Source organism: Herbiconiux sp. VKM Ac-2851 (assembly GCF_013205105.1).
GTDB lineage: Bacteria > Actinomycetota > Actinomycetes > Actinomycetales > Microbacteriaceae > Herbiconiux > Herbiconiux flava.
Window position 1 is genome coordinate 1,353,715 of the sequence record NZ_JABMLJ010000001.1, and the last position, 15,117, is coordinate 1,368,831.

Here is a 15,117-nt window from a genome sequence, read left to right on the forward strand (position 1 = left end):
GGGCCGGTAGCCTTGACGGGCTATGACCATCACCGCATCCGCCGACGGCTCCGCGCTCGGCAACCCCGGCCCGGCGGGCTGGGCCTGGTACATCTCCGACGACGTCTGGGCGGCCGGCGGCTGGCCGCACGGCACGAACAACATGGGCGAGCTGAAGGCGGTGCTGGAGCTCTTCCGGGCGACCGCGCACGTCGACGACGACCTGCACGTGCTCTGCGACAGCCAGTACGTGATCAACACGATCACCAAATGGATGCCGGGCTGGAAGCGCAAGGGCTGGCGGAAGGGCGACGGCAAGCCCGTCATGAACCTCGAGCTGATCAAGGAGATCGACGAGGCCGTCGCCGGGCGGCGCTACCGCTTCGAGTGGGTCAAGGGCCACGTGGGCCACGTCCTGAACGAGGCGGCCGACGTGCGCGCCCGCGGTGCCGCCGAGGCCTTCGCGGCCGGCCGCGCCCCCGACACGGGCCCGGGCTTCCCGGGCGCCGCCCCCGCGCGCCCCACCCTTCCGGCCCCGTCCGCCGCTGCCGCACCTTCCGCGTCCGCCGCTCCCCCGCGTACCGCCCCCGACCCCCTCTTCTAGCTAGCCGTCGATCGCTGCTGTGGCTGCACCAGGGGTGCGGGCGGTGACCGCGGAGACGCGGAGGAAGTCGAGGGCCGCCGCCGCGGGGGTGCCGGCCGCCGCCGTGTAGGCGACGATGCGGAGGTCGGTGCCCGCGACGGTGAAGACGTCGCAGTCGAGCTCGACATCGCCGACGAGGTCGTTCTCGACGACCTTGCGCTCGGACTGGTGCTCGCCGACCGCCCCGCAGGCCCAGAGCCCGGCGAAGCGCGGGCTGCCGGCGAGCAGCTCGGCGACCAGGGTGTTCACGCCGCGATCATCCGGATACTGCCCGTGCACCCGCCGCAGGTCGCCGACGAGAGAGCACTCGAAGGCGTCGACGCCGTTGGACCGGCTGACGATGCGTCGCTCGTGCATGATCGGGTCGGCGCCGAGGAAGTGCGAGCGCAGCAGGTTGACACGTCCCGAGGCCGGCCGGGACGGCTCGCCGAAGAGGGCACCCCAGAGGGGGCTGTAGCTGAGCAGGTCCCAGGATGCCGTGAAGACCCCGAGCGGCGTCTCACCCAGCCGGGCGATCAGCCGCTGCACCCCCGGCGGGATGTGGGTCGGCACCTCACGGCGCGACGGCGGCAGGAGGCCCGCCACGGTGAAGAGGTGGTCGCGTTCGGCGTCGCTCAGCTGCAGGGCCCGCGCGACGGAGGCGGCTACCTGCGCCGAGGGGTGTCGGGCGCGGCCCTGCTCGAGCCGCACGACGTAGTCGACGCTGAGGCCGGCGAGCATCGCGAGCTCCTCGCGGCGGAGGCCGGCTGCGCGGCGTGCGTCGCCGGCGGGCAGCCCGACGTCGATGGGCGAGAGGCGGTCGCGCCAGGTTCGGAGGAGTTCGCCGAGCTCTCCGGCGGAGGTGGGGCGGGCATCCATTCTGCAAGTCTCGCACCCGCCCACGACACCAGGGTGGTACTGGCGTTCCTCCTGTCGACGGGCACCTGGCCCGTCCCGGCGGGGGCGCGCAGACTCGGGGCATGACAACGACACTCATCACCGGGGCCAACAAGGGCCTCGGCTACGAAACCGCCCGCCGACTCATCGAAGCGGGCCACACCGTCTGGATCGGCGCCCGAGACCTCGAGCGCGGGCAGCGAGCAGCGGATGCGCTGGGAGCGCGATTCGTGCAGCTCGACGTCACGTCCGACTCGTCCGTCGCCGCTGCCGTCAGCACCATCGCGGGCGACGGCGGGCTCGACGTGCTGATCAACAACGCGGGGATCTCGGGGCCCATGGTGCCCGTTCCGGAACTGACCGCCGACGACGCCACCGCCGTCTACGCCACGAACGTCGTGGGGATCGTGCGGATGATCCAGGCGTTCGTGCCGCTGCTCGAGCGCTCGGAGGCGCCCACCATCGTGAACGTCACCAGCGGGCTCGGCTCGTTCGACGCCGTGCACGACTCCTCGCGGGTCGAGTCGCAGGTGGTCGCGCCTCTCTACACCTCGTCGAAGTCGGCGGTCACGATGCTGACCGTGCAGTTCGCGAAGGCCTACCCCTCGATCCGCATCAACGCCGCCGACCCGGGCTACACGGCGACCGATTTCAACGGGAACAGCGGGCATCAGACGGTGCAGGAGGGGACGGATGCGGTGGTCGAGCTGGCGACGCGCGGCGGTTCGGGGCCGACCGGCACGTTCATCGACCGCTCGGGGGTCGCCCCCTTCTGAGCGGGTGGTCCGGCCGGGGCGCGCGCGCCGGTCGGCCCCGCCTGCTACTTCGCCGTGACGACCACGGTGAACGTCAGGGGCTGGATGCCACCGGCCTCGTTGGTCATGGTGACCTCGGTCTCGCCGGGGCCGACCGCGGTGACGCCGGGGTTGGTCTCGACGCTGCCGCCGCTCGTGCCCTCGACGAAGGTCGCGACCGCGGTGTCGGCGACCTCACCGCTGTAGCTGTCGGTGGCGAGGTCGCCCGTGGTGATGTTGAGCACCTGCCCGACCACGAGGTCGACGCTGCCACCCTGCAGGTCATCGGCCGACATGGTCACGGGCGCGACGATGTCTCCACCGATCGGCGTGGTCGGCGCCTCGGCGGGGCTCGCCGCGCATCCGCTCAGCCCGACGGCCAGGGCCGAGGCGGCGACGGTGATCACGACGGCGGCGAAAGTCCTGGTCAGTCTCATGGCGCCAGTATCCCAGCCCGCCGCCGCCCGCTCCATCACGATCCGGCAACGCGCCCGAACGGGGGTGGCCGAGCTCAGAGGGCGCCGGAGGCGGCGCGGAGGGTGACGGTGGGGGTGCCGTCGAAGACGAGGAGGCGGTCGGCCAGCTTGTCGACGAAGAAGCGGTCGTGCGAGACCACGAGCACCGCCCCCGGGAAGTGCGTGAGCGCCCGCTCCATCACCTGCGTGCTCGTGATGTCGAGGTGGTTCGTCGGCTCGTCGAGCACGATCACGGCGGCCCCCGAGAGCAGGCACTGCGCGATCGCGACGCGCGCCCGCTGGCCGCCCGAAAGGGTGCCGATCTTCTGCTTCAGCTCCGCCTCCGAGAACTGCAGCATCGCGAGGAACCGCCCCACGCTCTTCTTCGTCGCCGAGAAGGCCAGCGAGTCGGGGTAGGCGTTGACCGCGTGCCCCACCGTGTCGGTGAGGTCGAGGGCGGCGTAGACGTGGTTGTACGAGACGAACCGCGCCCCCTTGGCCCACCGCACCTGCCCGCTGTCGGCCTCGGTCTCGCCGGTCAGCACGTCGAGCAGCGTCGATTTGCCCGAGCCGTTCGAGCCCACGACGGCCAGGCGGTCGCCGCGGTGCAGGCTGAACGTGACGTCGGTGAAGAGCGGATGCCCGCCGAACCCCTTGCTCAGCCGCACCACCTCGAGCAGGTCGTTGCTCACGCGCAGCCCGCTGTAGATGTCGGTGATGATCTGGTCGATCGGCCGCGGTGCCTGCTTCTTCTTGATGTCGGCGAGCCGCCGCGCCACGAAGGAGTCGTCCGAGCGGTTGCGCGCCGCCTCTCGACGGGCGGCGGAGGCGGCCTGCTCGTAGGCGAGCAGCTCCTCCTCGTGCGCGAACTGCCGCTCGAGCATCCGGAGCCGGGACTGCTTGGCGTGCACGTAGGCCGAGTAGTCGCCCTCGTACTCCTGCAGCCGATGGTTCTCGATCTCGACGATGCGCGTGACGACCCCGTCGAGGAACTGCCGGTCGTGCGAGACGACGAGCACCGCGCCCTGGTAGCGACCGAGCCAGGTCTCGACCCAGCGCACCCCGTCGAGGTCGAGGAAGTTGGTGGGCTCGTCCAGCAGCAGCACGTCCGGCGCCTGCACCAGGATCTGCGCCAGCGCCGCCCGGTTCCGCCAGCCGCCCGAGAGACGGTCGACGGGCAGCTCGCGGCGCGACTCGTCGAAGCCGAGGCTCGTCAGCACGGTGTCGATCGTGTTCTCGTACGACCAGCCGTCGATCGCGTCCATGCGCTCGAACAGCTCCCCCTGCTCGGTCAGCAGGGCGGTCATCCGCTCGTCGTCCATCGGCTGGGCGAGCTGCTCGCCGATCGTGTCGAGCCGGGCCTGCGTCTCGTGCACGGCGGCGAAGTGGTCGCCGAGAATGCTCCGGATGCTCCGGTCGCCATCGAGCTCCGAGAACTGGGAGAAGTACCCGATCGTGGTGCCGAGCGTGACGTCGACGCTGCCCGAGGTGGGCTCGATGCGCCCCAGCACCAGCTCGAGGAACGTGGTCTTGCCCGTGCCGTTCTTGCCGATCAGGCCGACCCGGTCGCCGCCGCGGAGCTTCAGGAACGCCTCGCGCAGCACCGTGCGCCCGTCGAACTCGATGCTCACGTCGTTCAGGCGGATCAGGCTCACGAAGGCTCGTTCTGTCGGGGTCGGGGCCGGCCTCGTGGCCGACGCCCCAGCCTACGTGAGGGCGTCGCGCACGAGTGCCGCGAGCCGGGGCGTCGTCTCGGCCTCGAACCAGGGGTTGCGCATCCGCCAGCCCTGCGTGAGCGGGGAGGGGTGCACGATCGGGAAGAGCGGCAGGTAGCTCGGCGCGGCCCGCACTGTGTCGGTGAGGGTGCGGCCTCGCCGCGGGCCGAGGTAGAGGCGCTGGGCGTGGGCACCGATCAGGATCGTCAGCCGCACCTCGGTGAGGGCCGGCAGGATGCGCGGGTGCCACTCCTCGGCGAAGCCGCGCCGGGGCGGCTGATCGCCCGAGGCCGCCTTGCCCGGGTAGTAGAAGTCCATCGGCACGATCGCGAGGTTCGCGGGGTCGTAGAAATCGGCGTCGGTCAGGCCGAGCCAGGAGCGCAGGCGCACGCCGCTGGCGTCGTTCCACGGGATGCCCGTCTCCTGCGCCTTGCGGCCCGGTGCCTGGCTGATGATCAGCACGCGGGACTCGGGGGAACCCACGACGAGGGGCTGCCATCCGGCGGCGGTGGCCCAGGCGTTCGACGGATGCGCGGCGACCTCGGCGCGCAGGTCGTCGAGCACGGTCACTCCCCCAGTGTGCCACCGCGCCAGGTGGGGTCGGGCCGGGCGGGGTAGCGTCGAGCATCCGGGGCCTTCTTCGAGGTGGGTGGGGCGCGACGAGAGGATGCGCGTGAGCGACGACGAGCGCTGGCTGGTGGTGAACGGGCGGCGGTGGCGGCGCACCGACCCGTGCCTGCCCGAGGACGTCGCAGCGGCCCTACGCTCGCACCTCGGCCGGGGGCGCAGCGCGGTAGGGGCCGGCACGCGCAGCGGCGACGACGAGCGGGTGGCGGATGCGCGGCGGCGCGTGGGGCTCGCGAAGCACGGTCTCGGCGAGCGCGGGCCGCGGTGGTGGGAGGAGCCGGAGGCGGAGCGCATCGAGCGGGCGCGGGAGGCGCTTCGGGAGCTGGACGCGCTCGACGCCCCTGACGGCCGCGCTGACTGAGCTGCAGCGTCGCGAGCTCAAGGGGCGGGCGGCTGTCGGAGGCCGGGCGTAGCGTCGAGGCCATGAAGGCACTCCAGTACACCCGCATCGGCTCCCACCCCGAGATCGTCGAGATCCCGAAACCCTCGCCCGGCCCAGGCCAGGTGCTGCTCAAGATCACCGCGGCGGGGGTGTGCCACTCCGACGAGTTCGTGATGGGCCTGTCCGAGGAGGAGTACACGGGCGGCGGCTACCCGCTGCCGCTCACGCTCGGGCACGAGGGCGCCGGCATCGTCGAGGAGCTCGGCGAGGGCGTCGAGCACCTCGCGGTCGGCGACGCCGTGGCGGTCTACGGCCCCTGGGGCTGCGGGCGCTGCCAGAAGTGCGCCGAAGGAAAAGAGAACTACTGCCTGAACGCCGCCGCCGAGGGCATCAAGCCGCCCGGGCTCGGGGCTCCCGGGTCGATGGCCGAGTACATGCTCGTCGACGACGCCCGGCACCTCGTTCCGCTCGGCGACCTCGACCCGGTGCAGAACGTCTCGCTCACCGACGCCGGCCTGACGCCCTATCACGCCATCAAGACCTCGCTGCCGAAGCTCGGCGCGGGCACCTACGCCGTCGTCATCGGCACGGGCGGGCTGGGGCACGTGGCCATCCAGATCCTGCGGGCCCTCAGCGGCGCCACCGTGATCGCGCTCGACGTGAACGACGAGAAACTCGCCCTGGCGAAGGAGGTCGGCGCCCACCACACGGTGATCAGCGACGCCTCGGCGGCCGAGGAGATCCGCCGTCTCACCGGTGGCCTCGGCGCGAACGCGGTGTTCGACTTCGTCGGCGCCGAGCCCACCATCGCCACGGCCGTCGCGGCGGCCGCGTCGGAGGCCGACGTCACGATCGTCGGCATCGGCGGCGGCACCGCCCACGTCGGCTTCGGCTCGATCGCCTACGACGCCGCGCTGCGCGTGCCCTACTGGGGCACCCGCGCCGAGCTGATCGAGGTGCTCGAGCTCGCCCGCTCGGGGCAGGTGAGCGTGGAGGTGCAGCGCTACTCGCTCGACGACGGGCCGAAGGCCTACGAGGCGCTCGCGGCGGGCACGGTGCGCGGCCGGGCGGTCATCGTCCCGTGAGCATCGTCCCGTGACCTCGGGCTGCCGCCCCGGCGATCGCTGTGCGAGGCTGGTTCGATGACCGACACCGCCGCGCTCTACCTCCGCGCCTACGACGAGCAGCTGCGCGGCGACGCCGAGACGCCGAGCGCCGTGCGCGTCGTGCGGCTCGGCCCGCTGCGGCTCGTCACCTTCGCGGGCGGGCGCGGCTTCATCAGCTACCGCGATCTCGGCGGGGCCGACGAGGCGGCGATCCGGGCAATGGTTCCGGATGCTCTGCAGCGCCTCACCGCCAACCCCTCCATCAGGCGCGTGGAGTGGAAGACCCGCGGCCACGACGACGCCCCGGGCCTGCACGAGGCGCTGCTCGCGGCGGGCTTCGAGGCCGAGGAGCCGGAGTCGATCATGGTCGGCCCGCTCGAGGCCCTCGCCGCGATCTCCCCCGAGCCGCCGGCGGGCGTCACGGTGCGGTCGGTGCACGAGGAGGCCGAGGTGCGCGCGATGAGCGCCGCGGTCGACGAGGCCTTCGGCGAGGAGGTCGACACGGCCATCGCCGACGCACTGGTGGCTCGCCTCGCCCGTGGCGACGGCATGGAGCTCTGGGTCGCCGAGGCCGACGGCCGCATGGTGGGGGGAGGCCGGCTCGAGCCGGTCGCCGGCACCGAGTTCGTCGGCATCTGGGGCGGCGCGGTGCAGTCCGCGTACCGCGGCCGGGGTGTCTACCGGGCGCTCACCGCCGCCCGCGCGCGCTCGGCCCTGGCCCGGGGTGCGCGGCTCGTGCACAGCGACAGCACCGAGTTCTCCCGGCCCATCCTGGAGCGCTCGGGCCTCGTGAAGGTGTCGACCACCACGCCCTACCAGTGGAGGCGCTGACCGGGGCATCATCCGGACTGTCTAGGCTGGCCCGATGGCCACAGTCATCCTCGTGCGGCACGGACGCACCACCGCCAACGCCTCCGGACTGCTCGCGGGCCGAACCCCGGGAGTCCTGCTCGACGAGGTCGGGCACGAGCAGGTCGCCCGCACCGCCGAGCGGCTCGCCGTGGTGCCGCTGGTCGCCGTGGTCTCGAGTCCGCTCGAGCGGTGCCGGCAGACGGCGACGAGCATCCTGGAGCGCCAGCACGGTGGAGCGGCCGGGGCCGGCGCGCGGCCCGGCGAGCTGCGCATCGAGGACGACCTGACCGAGTGCGACTACGGCGACTGGCAGGGCCGCACCCTGAAGGAGCTGGCGAGCGAGCCGCTCTGGTCGGTCGTGCAGCGCCAGCCCTCGGCCGTCACCTTCCCGGGCGGGGAGTCGATGGCGACGATGCAGCTGCGCGGCGCGTCCGCGGTGCGCCGGCTCGACGCAGCGTTCGAGGCCGAGCACGGCCCCGGCGCGGTGTGGGTCGCGGTGAGCCACGGCGACATCATCAAGGGCATCCTGGCGGACGCGCTCGGCATGCACCTCGACCTCTTCCAGCGAATCAGCGTGAGTCCGGCATCCGTCTCGATCGTGCGCTACGGCGCCGACCGGCCCGACGTGGTGGCGACCAACACCGAGGCGGGCGAGCTGGGCTGGCTCGCGGCCGCTCCACCCGCGGCCGACGCGCCGGTCGGCGGCGGCGCCGGCAACGCGCCGGCCTGATCCGAGATCGCTGCGCGGGGTCGGCCCGAACCGCGCGTGCACGCCGCGAGCGGAGTGCGGGGTCGGATCGAACCAGGGAGTCCGACGGGATCCGAGCGGCACGGGCATCCGGTCAATAAAATAGGTGCATGCCCACAATCGTTCACGACTTCGCCTGGCCCGACCGCGTCGTGGTCGGCACCGTCGGCCACCCGGGGTCGCGCACCTTCTACCTGCAGGCTCGCACCGGGGCGCAGCTCGTGAGCGTCGCGCTCGAGAAGGAGCAGTCGGCGGTGCTCGCCGAGAAGATCGACGAGATCCTCGACGAGCTGATGGTGAACGACGGCAACCGGTTCAGCGTGCCGAGCACCATCCCGGTCGAACTGGTCGACAACGAGCCGCTGGAGCCCGTGTTCGAGCAGTTCCGCGCGGGGGCGATGGGGCTCGGGTGGGACCCGACGACGGCGCAGCTGGTCGTCGAGGCGTACCCGCTGATCGAGGCCGAACCGGCCCCCGACGACCCCGCCGCCGAGCTCGAGTGGGAGACCGGCGAGCCGATGATCGAGCCCGCCGAGCTGCTGGTGGTGCGGATGCCCGTGGGCACCGCCCGCGCGTTCGCCAAGCGCACCCGGGAGATCGTCGGCGCGGGCCGGCCCCTCTGCCCGCTCTGCGGCACCCCGATGGACCCGGAGGGCCACGTCTGCCCCGTCGGCGACGACGTCTGACCGTGCCCACGCAGCCGGCACCCGACGAGGACGCCCCCGTCGGCGCGCCCGGGGAGCCGATGGACGGCTCGCTCGCCGACTCGCTCGAGCTCGAGCTGATCGGCCGCATCACCACCGCCTCGAACGCGACCTTCCTCGCCCGCCTCGGCGACGTCGAGGTCGTGTACAAGCCCGTCTCGGGCGAGAAGCCGCTCTGGGACTTCCCCGACGGCACCCTCGCCGATCGCGAGGCCGCGGCGTTCATCGTCTCCGAGGTTCTCGGCGGCGGGGTCGTGCCCCGCACCTGGCTCCGCGACGGGCCGCTCGGGCCGGGCATGGTGCAGCTCTGGCAGACCGTCGACCCGGGGCAGGACGCCGTCGACCTCGTGGCCGCGAACGCCGTGCCCGCGACGGGCTGGCGCCGGGTCTTCGACGGCCACGACGACGAGGACCGGCCGGTCGCGCTCATCCACGAGGACACCCCGGCGCTGCGCCGGATGGCGGTCTTCGACGTCATCGCGAACAACGCCGACCGCAAGGGCGGGCACGTGCTGCCGCTCGCCGACGGCCACCGCCACGGCGTCGACCACGGCCTCACCTTCCACGCCGAGCACAAACTGCGCACGGTGCTGTGGGGCTGGATCGACGAACCCCTCACCGACGACGAGCTCGCCGGGGTGGAGCGGGTGCTCGCCGCCCTCACCGACGGAGGCCTGGTCGACACCCTCTCGCCGCTGCTCACCGACGACGAGATCGTCGCGCTCGCCGACCGCTGCGAGCGCCTGCTCGGCGAGGCGCGCTTCCCGGCGCCCGACGGCTACATGCCGGCCGTGCCCTGGCCGATCTTCTGACCCCGGTTAGGGTCGACGAGTATGGAGCTGGGCATCTACGGGATCATCGCGGTCGCGGTGATCGTCGCGGTGGCCGCGTTCTCCAAGCGCCTCGGCATCGCCGCACCGATCATCCTGGTCGTGGTCGGCGTCGGCCTCTCGTACCTTCCCGGGGTGCCCGAGATCGAGGTGCCGCACGAGATCATCCTCGACGGCCTGCTGCCGCCGATCCTCTACGCCGCGGCGGTGGCCGTGCCCGTGGTCGACTTCCGGCGCAACCTCGCGCCGATCGCGAGCCTCTCGGTGGTGCTCGTCATCGTGACGGCCTTCGCCACCGGCTTCTTGCTCTACGCCCTGCTGCCCGACCTCAACTTCGCCGCGGCGGTCGCCCTCGGCGCGATCATCAGCCCTCCGGATGCGGTGGCCGCCACCTCGATCGGACGTCGCCTCGGTCTGCCACCACGCCTGCTCACGCTGCTCGAGGGCGAGGGCCTCGTCAACGACGCGACCGCCCTGGTGCTGCTCCGCTCGGCCGTGGCGGCGGCGGCCGGAGCGATGACCACGCCCTGGGCGGGCGTCATCGACTTCTTGTTCGCCGCCGCCGTCGCGGTGCTCGTCGGTCTCGCGGCCGGTGCGGTCACCGTGTTCGTTCGCTCGAAGCTGTCCGACCCGGTGCTCGACACCGCGCTGTCGCTCGCCGTTCCCTTCGTCGCCTTCGTGCCGGCGGAACAGCTCGGAGCATCCGGAGTTCTCGCCGTCGTCGTCGCCGGGCTTTACACCGGGCACGCCTCCCCCACGAAGTTCTCGCCGCAGTCGCGGATCAGCGATCGGATCAACTGGCGCACCATCCAGTTCCTGCTCGAGAACGGTGTGTTCCTGCTGATCGGGCTCGAGATCCGCACCCTGATCGAGGACGTGGAGCCCGAGATCCTGACCGTGGAGGCCTCGTTCGGCATCGGGCTGCTCGCCACCGTGGCGCTGGTGCTCATCCGCTATCTCTGGATCGGGCCGCTCGTGTTCGGCCTGTCCCAACGCGAGAAGCGCAACGAGCGCCGCACCTACCGATCGCTGCTGGCCTTGTACTACTACCGGAGCCATCCCGTCTCGACCAAGCGGCAGGCTCGCACCCGCAACCGGCTGGAGCGGGACTACGAGCGGCGCCGAGCCGACCTCGAGCAGCAGCGGCAGGAACGGATCGACTGGCGCGGCGGCATCGTGCTCGGCTGGTCGGGCATGCGCGGTGTGGTGACGCTCGCGGCGGCGCAGTCGCTGCCCGAGGACACGCCCTATCGCCCGCAGCTGATCCTGATCGCCTTCACCGTGGCGGTGACGAGCATCGTGCTGCAGGGCGGCACTCTGCCCTGGCTGATCCGCCTGCTCGGTGTCGAGGGCATCGACGCCAAGGAGGACCGGAAGGAGCTCGCGCAGCTACTGGAGACGATCAGCAGCGCCGGGCTCGAGAAGCTCGACGAGCAGGTGGCCGAGCGCAGCGACATCATCGACCCGGACGTTGTGGAGAGGGCCCGCCAGGCCACCTTCCTCCGCACGGAGGCCGCCTGGGAGCGGGCCGGGCGGCGCGAGCAGCCCGACGAGACCCCGCACCGGCTGTACCGCGAGCTGCGGCTGGCGATCGTGGCGGCCGAGCGCGAGAAGATGCTCGAGCTGCGGGCGGTCGGAACGTATCCGTCGCGCATTCTGGCCGAGGCGCAGGCGCTGCTCGACCAGGAGGAGACGCGGCTGCAGCGGCGGCCGGGCGGCGCCCACTAGGCGACGAAATTGGCCGTCGCCTTTTCGGGAATAAACGAGCATTCATCAGCTGTTTCTGATAGAATCTCAGTATGAGTTCAGTCGTCAGCATCCTTGAGATGGCCGCCAAGGTCTGCGGCCGTTCCGGCGCGGGTTTGGCGGGTCTCGGTGATGACGAGTTGCTCGAATTGATGGCTGCCTACGAGGTGCTCGGGCGCGCGGTGTCGGCGCAGCAGGTTCGGCTCGCGGGTGAGGTCGGGGTGCGGTCGCGCACCGAGCTCGGCGACGAGGGCCTGAGCCGATCGCAGAACTTCACCACCCCGGTCGCGCTCGTCGCGAATATCACGGGCGCGTCGGCGCGGGCGTGCAAGGCGCGGATCGACCTCGGGCGGAAACTGCGTGGCGCAGTGCTGCTGGGTGGGGGCGAAGGGCCGGCGCCGTTCCCGGCGGTCTCCCGGGTGCTCGAAGAGGGCGTGCTCGGGGTCGAGGCAGCGACGGCCATCGTGAAGCAGTGCACTGTGCTCGCTGACCGCGGGTGCCCGGCCGACGTCGTGGCCCTCGCCGAAGAGACCCTCGTCGATCAGACTCTCGCGTGCCGGCTGACTGCCGACGAGACGTTCCGGGCAGCCATCCACCTCCGCGAAGTGCTCGACCCCGATGGTGCGGAGCCGCGTGACGAGGTGCTGCAGATGCAGCGGTCGTTGACGATCGCGCTGGCGCCGGATGGGATGTACCGGGGGAAGTTCGCGCTCGCGCCCGAGCAAGGCGGGGTGTGGATGTCGAGCATCCGGGCGTTGCAGAGCCCCCGAGTGGCCGGGCCGCGGTTCGTCGATGGCGACGTGTACGTGACTGCTGATGGCCGCACGCAGGCGCAGAAGAACGCCGACACCATCACCGAGCTCATCGCCCGTGCCGCTGGCGCCGAGGACATGCCCCGCATCAACGGTGCCATCGCCACGGTCAACGTGCACATGACCCTCGACGACCTCGAAAAGGGCCGCGGCGTCGGATGGATCGACGGCATCGACCAGCCCGTTCCCGCTTCCACCGTCGAACAGCTGCGGTGCACCTCCCCCACCTCCACCACACTGTTCGGAGACAAGGGCGAGGTGCTCTACCACGGCAAAGCGAAGCGGCTCTTCACCGCGGCGCAGAACCGGGCACTAGCCGCCCGGGACGGCGGATGCGTGTGGCCGAGTTGCGACCGGCCACCGTCGTTCTGCGAGACCCATCATGCGAACGAGTGGGTTTCAGACGATCATCCGCCCGGCAAAACCGATATCGACAATGGTGTTCTGCTCTGTCACTTCCATCACTCCCACCTGCACAAATCACCGTGGAAACTGGTCATGCACGACGGGGTGCCTCACCTCATCCCACCGAGATGGGTCGACACGGAACAGAAGCCGATCCCGACCACCCGGCGACGCACCATCCAGCGACCCGCCGCCTAACCAGCCACCGCATCCGAGGGCAAGCGCGAAGCGCGCGGCAGCACACCAGGCTGCCGCGCGCTGACGCGCTTGCCCACGATGAACAGGGCTGGGTTCACGAGGTGGGATCGGTCACCAGAGGCCGCCTTGACGCCGGGCTCCTCCGCCGAAGTCGTCGGCTGCACCGGGAGTGCTGCCACGTGATCCGAGGTAGGAGCCGACGACGGCTGCGCCGAGGTCGTCGGCCTCGGGCGCGACGACCGAGCCGTCCACGCGCCGGGCCATCGAGTCGATGAAGCGCGCCAGCCCCGGGTCGTCGCCGAGGCGGAAGAAGGTCGTACGCGCGCCGAGCCGCAGCGAGTTGTCGAGCTCCCGCACGGCGTAGGCGATGGTGAGCGGATGCGGCGGGTAGCTGAAGAACACCTCCCCGTTCGCCTCGAGGTGCGAGGTGGGCTCGCCGTCGGTGACGATGAGCAGCACGGGCTGGGCGTTCGGGTGCTTGCGGAAGTGCCGGTTCGCCAGCAGCAGCGCGTGGTGCAGGTTCGTGCCTTTGTCCCACTCGGCCTCGAGGCCGGTGAGCTCCTCGATCGGCATCACCTGGGCCGATCGTCCGAAGGCGATCAGCTGCAGGTCGTCACCGCGGAAGCGACTGGTGATGAGGGTGTGCAGCGCGAGCGCGGTGCGCTTCATGGGCACCCAACGGCCGTCCATCGCCATCGAGAACGAGGTGTCGACGAGCAGCGCGACAGCGGCCTGCGTGCGCGCCTCGGTCTCCTGCACCTCGACGTCGCCGATCTCGATCCGCACGCCGTCCGCCGTCGACCCGCCCGAGCCGGCGACACGGGTGACCGCGTTCGTGATGGTGCGGGTCACGTCCCACGGCTCGGTGTCGCCGAACGCCCACTCGCGGGTCGAGCCCGACCGCTCCCCCGCCGCGCCGGCCTGCCGCACGTCGCGAGCACCCTGTCGCCCGGAGAGGCGCTGGGCGACGTCGCGCAGCAGCGCCTTGCCGAGCTGCCGCATCGCCTTGGGCGTCATGCGCAGCTGCCCGTCCGAGCCGCGCTTCATCGTGCCGGTGTCGCGGAGGGCTTTCTCGAGCTGCTGCAGCGTGCGGGCATCGACCACCGCATCTGCCCCGAGCTGACGCGAGAGCGCGTCGAGGTCGAGGTCGTCGAGCCGCGAGCCGTTGTAGGACTGGGCGAGCTGCTCGCTCAGCTCGTCGAGGTCGGCCAGGTCCTGGAAGACGCCGGTGCCGTCGCCGAGTCCGAGACCCTGCTCGCCGTCCATCCGCTCGGAGCCGCCCCAGTCCTCGCCGGGTCGGAGCGAGCGCAGCGTCTCGTCGAGCCGACCGAGTCCCTGCATCAGCTCGGGCGAGCCGAAGGCCTGCTGGGCGAGGGCGTCGAGCTCGTCGCGCTGCTCCTGGCTCATCGAGTTGCGCATCCGCTGCGCTGCGGCGGCCCGGGCGGCGAGCGCGTCGAGCAGCTCGTCGATGGTCCCCGGATGCTCGGGGAAGAACTCCCCGTGCTTCGCCATGAAGTCCTCGAACTGCTCCGGGGTGTCCTCTCCACGGGCGTGCGCCTCGAGCAGCTCGTTGAGGTCGGCGAGCATCGCGGTGATCGCCTCGCGGTCGGCGTCGCTCGCGTTCTCGAGGGCGTTCTTCATGCCCGCGAAGCGCTGGTCGAGCATCTCGCGGCCCAGCAGATCCTTGATCTTCTCGAAGTCGGCGCGGGCCTCCGAGCTCTTCCAGTCGTAGCCGTTCAGCTCGCTCACGGCGGCTGCCGCGGAGGACGGGAGGTTGTCGAGCTGCATCTGCGCGAGCGCGCGGTCGCCCTCGTCCATCAGCGCGTCGCGGGCGAGCTGCTTGCGCTCGGCCAGCACCGCCTTATCGAGCAGGTCCTTGATCTCCTGCAGGGTGCCGTCGAGGTTGTGCTCGCGGGTGAGGTCGCGCCGGCGCTCGGCAACGCGCCGGGCCAGGTCGTCGAGGCCGTTCTGGTCGCGTCCACCGCGGCGGAGGAACTCGCGGAGCGCCTGCTCGGGCGAGTAGCCCGCCATGACCTCCTCGCCGATGGCGTCGAGCGCCTCGGTGAGGTCGACCGGCGGCGCCAGAGGGTCGGGCCCGTCGACGTACCGCCCGTAGTGGGCGGCCCGGGTGAGGCGGCGGTTCGCCCTAGGCACGGTCGCGCATCCGCTCGTCGTGAACGGATGCGCGCACGACAGCTGCTCGCTCAGCCAGAGATCGCGCGGCCACAGCTCTCACGACAGCTGC

Annotated in this window: 15 protein-coding genes; 10 read left to right on the forward strand and 5 right to left on the reverse strand. The window is 71.8% G+C overall.

The features are described 5' to 3' along the window. The first annotated feature begins 22 nt into the window (after nt 1-22). The gene (locus HQQ85_RS06415) at nt 23-583 is read left to right on the forward strand and encodes a ribonuclease H (RefSeq protein ID WP_173181599.1); all 561 of its coding nucleotides are present in this window, start codon (nt 23-25) and stop codon (nt 581-583) included. On the opposite strand, the gene HQQ85_RS06420 is transcribed toward HQQ85_RS06415, so the two are convergent. Beyond that, nucleotides 584-1,480 (reverse strand): helix-turn-helix transcriptional regulator, encoded by an 897-nt coding sequence (locus HQQ85_RS06420; protein ID WP_173181600.1) that lies wholly within the window; start codon nt 1,478-1,480, stop codon nt 584-586. Nucleotides 1,481-1,581: 101 nt separating this feature from the next. Between HQQ85_RS06420 and HQQ85_RS06425 the strand changes: the two genes are divergently transcribed. Continuing rightward, a complete protein-coding gene (locus HQQ85_RS06425; protein ID WP_173181601.1) occupies nt 1,582-2,274 on the forward strand; it encodes an SDR family NAD(P)-dependent oxidoreductase in 693 nt (230 codons plus the stop codon). 44 nt (nt 2,275-2,318) lie between these two features. On the opposite strand, the gene HQQ85_RS06430 is transcribed toward HQQ85_RS06425, so the two are convergent. The 3 genes from HQQ85_RS06430 to HQQ85_RS06440 all read right to left on the reverse strand — a co-directional run bounded on the left by HQQ85_RS06430 (nt 2,319) and on the right by HQQ85_RS06440 (nt 5,032). After that, nucleotides 2,319-2,729: a hypothetical protein gene (locus tag HQQ85_RS06430; RefSeq protein ID WP_173181602.1), complete on the reverse strand. Its 411-nt coding sequence runs from the start codon at nt 2,727-2,729 to the stop codon at nt 2,319-2,321. Between the two features lie 74 nt (nt 2,730-2,803). Continuing rightward, the gene (locus HQQ85_RS06435) at nt 2,804-4,402 is read right to left on the reverse strand and encodes an ABC-F family ATP-binding cassette domain-containing protein (RefSeq protein WP_173181603.1); all 1,599 of its coding nucleotides are present in this window, start codon (nt 4,400-4,402) and stop codon (nt 2,804-2,806) included. A gap of 51 nt (nt 4,403-4,453) precedes the next feature. Further along, complete coding sequence (locus HQQ85_RS06440; RefSeq protein WP_173181604.1) at nt 4,454-5,032, reverse strand: uracil-DNA glycosylase family protein; 579 nt, start codon at nt 5,030-5,032, stop codon at nt 4,454-4,456. A gap of 97 nt (nt 5,033-5,129) precedes the next feature. On the opposite strand from HQQ85_RS06440, the gene HQQ85_RS06445 reads away from it, so the two are divergent. The 8 genes from HQQ85_RS06445 to HQQ85_RS06480 all read left to right on the forward strand — a co-directional run bounded on the left by HQQ85_RS06445 (nt 5,130) and on the right by HQQ85_RS06480 (nt 12,872). After that, entirely contained in the window at nt 5,130-5,450 is a 321-nt protein-coding gene (locus HQQ85_RS06445; RefSeq protein ID WP_173181605.1) for a biopolymer transporter Tol, read from the forward strand. A gap of 62 nt (nt 5,451-5,512) precedes the next feature. Further along, nucleotides 5,513-6,556, forward strand: a complete 1,044-nt coding sequence (locus HQQ85_RS06450; RefSeq protein ID WP_173181606.1) for an NAD(P)-dependent alcohol dehydrogenase — start codon at nt 5,513-5,515, stop codon at nt 6,554-6,556. 57 nt (nt 6,557-6,613) lie between these two features. After that, nucleotides 6,614-7,408, forward strand: coding sequence for a GNAT family N-acetyltransferase (locus tag HQQ85_RS06455; RefSeq protein WP_173181607.1), 795 nt, complete (start codon nt 6,614-6,616; stop codon nt 7,406-7,408). 34 nt (nt 7,409-7,442) lie between these two features. After that, nucleotides 7,443-8,159, forward strand: a complete 717-nt coding sequence (locus tag HQQ85_RS06460; RefSeq protein ID WP_173181608.1) for an MSMEG_4193 family putative phosphomutase — start codon at nt 7,443-7,445, stop codon at nt 8,157-8,159. A gap of 128 nt (nt 8,160-8,287) precedes the next feature. Further along, on the forward strand, nt 8,288-8,863 hold the full coding sequence (locus tag HQQ85_RS06465; protein WP_173181609.1) for a DUF3090 domain-containing protein: 576 nt from the start codon (nt 8,288-8,290) through the stop codon (nt 8,861-8,863). Nucleotides 8,864-8,922: 59 nt separating this feature from the next. Continuing rightward, a complete protein-coding gene (locus tag HQQ85_RS06470; RefSeq protein WP_173181761.1) occupies nt 8,923-9,693 on the forward strand; it encodes an SCO1664 family protein in 771 nt (256 codons plus the stop codon). A 21-nt stretch (nt 9,694-9,714) separates the two neighbouring features. After that, nucleotides 9,715-11,439 (forward strand): sodium:proton antiporter, encoded by a 1,725-nt coding sequence (locus tag HQQ85_RS06475; RefSeq protein WP_173181610.1) that lies wholly within the window; start codon nt 9,715-9,717, stop codon nt 11,437-11,439. Nucleotides 11,440-11,510: 71 nt separating this feature from the next. Then, nucleotides 11,511-12,872 carry an HNH endonuclease signature motif containing protein gene (locus HQQ85_RS06480; protein WP_173181611.1) on the forward strand — a complete coding sequence of 454 codons (1,362 nt, stop codon included), beginning with the start codon at nt 11,511-11,513 and terminating at the stop codon, nt 12,870-12,872. 111 nt (nt 12,873-12,983) lie between these two features. On the opposite strand, the gene HQQ85_RS06485 is transcribed toward HQQ85_RS06480, so the two are convergent. Continuing rightward, nucleotides 12,984-15,026, reverse strand: coding sequence for a VWA domain-containing protein (locus tag HQQ85_RS06485; protein WP_371741789.1), 2,043 nt, complete (start codon nt 15,024-15,026; stop codon nt 12,984-12,986). Nucleotides 15,027-15,117 lie beyond the last annotated feature (91 nt).

Coding starts and splice junctions, on each gene's coding strand:
- HQQ85_RS06445 (WP_173181605.1), top strand. CDS start 5,130: ATGCGCGTGAGCGACGACGAGCGCTGGCTGGTGGTGAACGGGCGGCGG.
- HQQ85_RS06470 (WP_173181761.1), top strand. CDS start 8,923: ATGGACGGCTCGCTCGCCGACTCGCTCGAGCTCGAGCTGATCGGCCGC.
- HQQ85_RS06480 (WP_173181611.1), top strand. CDS start 11,511: ATGAGTTCAGTCGTCAGCATCCTTGAGATGGCCGCCAAGGTCTGCGGC.
- HQQ85_RS06415 (WP_173181599.1), top strand. CDS start 23: ATGACCATCACCGCATCCGCCGACGGCTCCGCGCTCGGCAACCCCGGC.
- HQQ85_RS06425 (WP_173181601.1), top strand. CDS start 1,582: ATGACAACGACACTCATCACCGGGGCCAACAAGGGCCTCGGCTACGAA.
- HQQ85_RS06430 (WP_173181602.1), bottom strand. CDS start 2,729: ATGAGACTGACCAGGACTTTCGCCGCCGTCGTGATCACCGTCGCCGCC.
- HQQ85_RS06475 (WP_173181610.1), top strand. CDS start 9,715: ATGGAGCTGGGCATCTACGGGATCATCGCGGTCGCGGTGATCGTCGCG.
- HQQ85_RS06465 (WP_173181609.1), top strand. CDS start 8,288: ATGCCCACAATCGTTCACGACTTCGCCTGGCCCGACCGCGTCGTGGTC.
- HQQ85_RS06420 (WP_173181600.1), bottom strand. CDS start 1,480: ATGGATGCCCGCCCCACCTCCGCCGGAGAGCTCGGCGAACTCCTCCGA.
- HQQ85_RS06460 (WP_173181608.1), top strand. CDS start 7,443: ATGGCCACAGTCATCCTCGTGCGGCACGGACGCACCACCGCCAACGCC.
- HQQ85_RS06455 (WP_173181607.1), top strand. CDS start 6,614: ATGACCGACACCGCCGCGCTCTACCTCCGCGCCTACGACGAGCAGCTG.
- HQQ85_RS06450 (WP_173181606.1), top strand. CDS start 5,513: ATGAAGGCACTCCAGTACACCCGCATCGGCTCCCACCCCGAGATCGTC.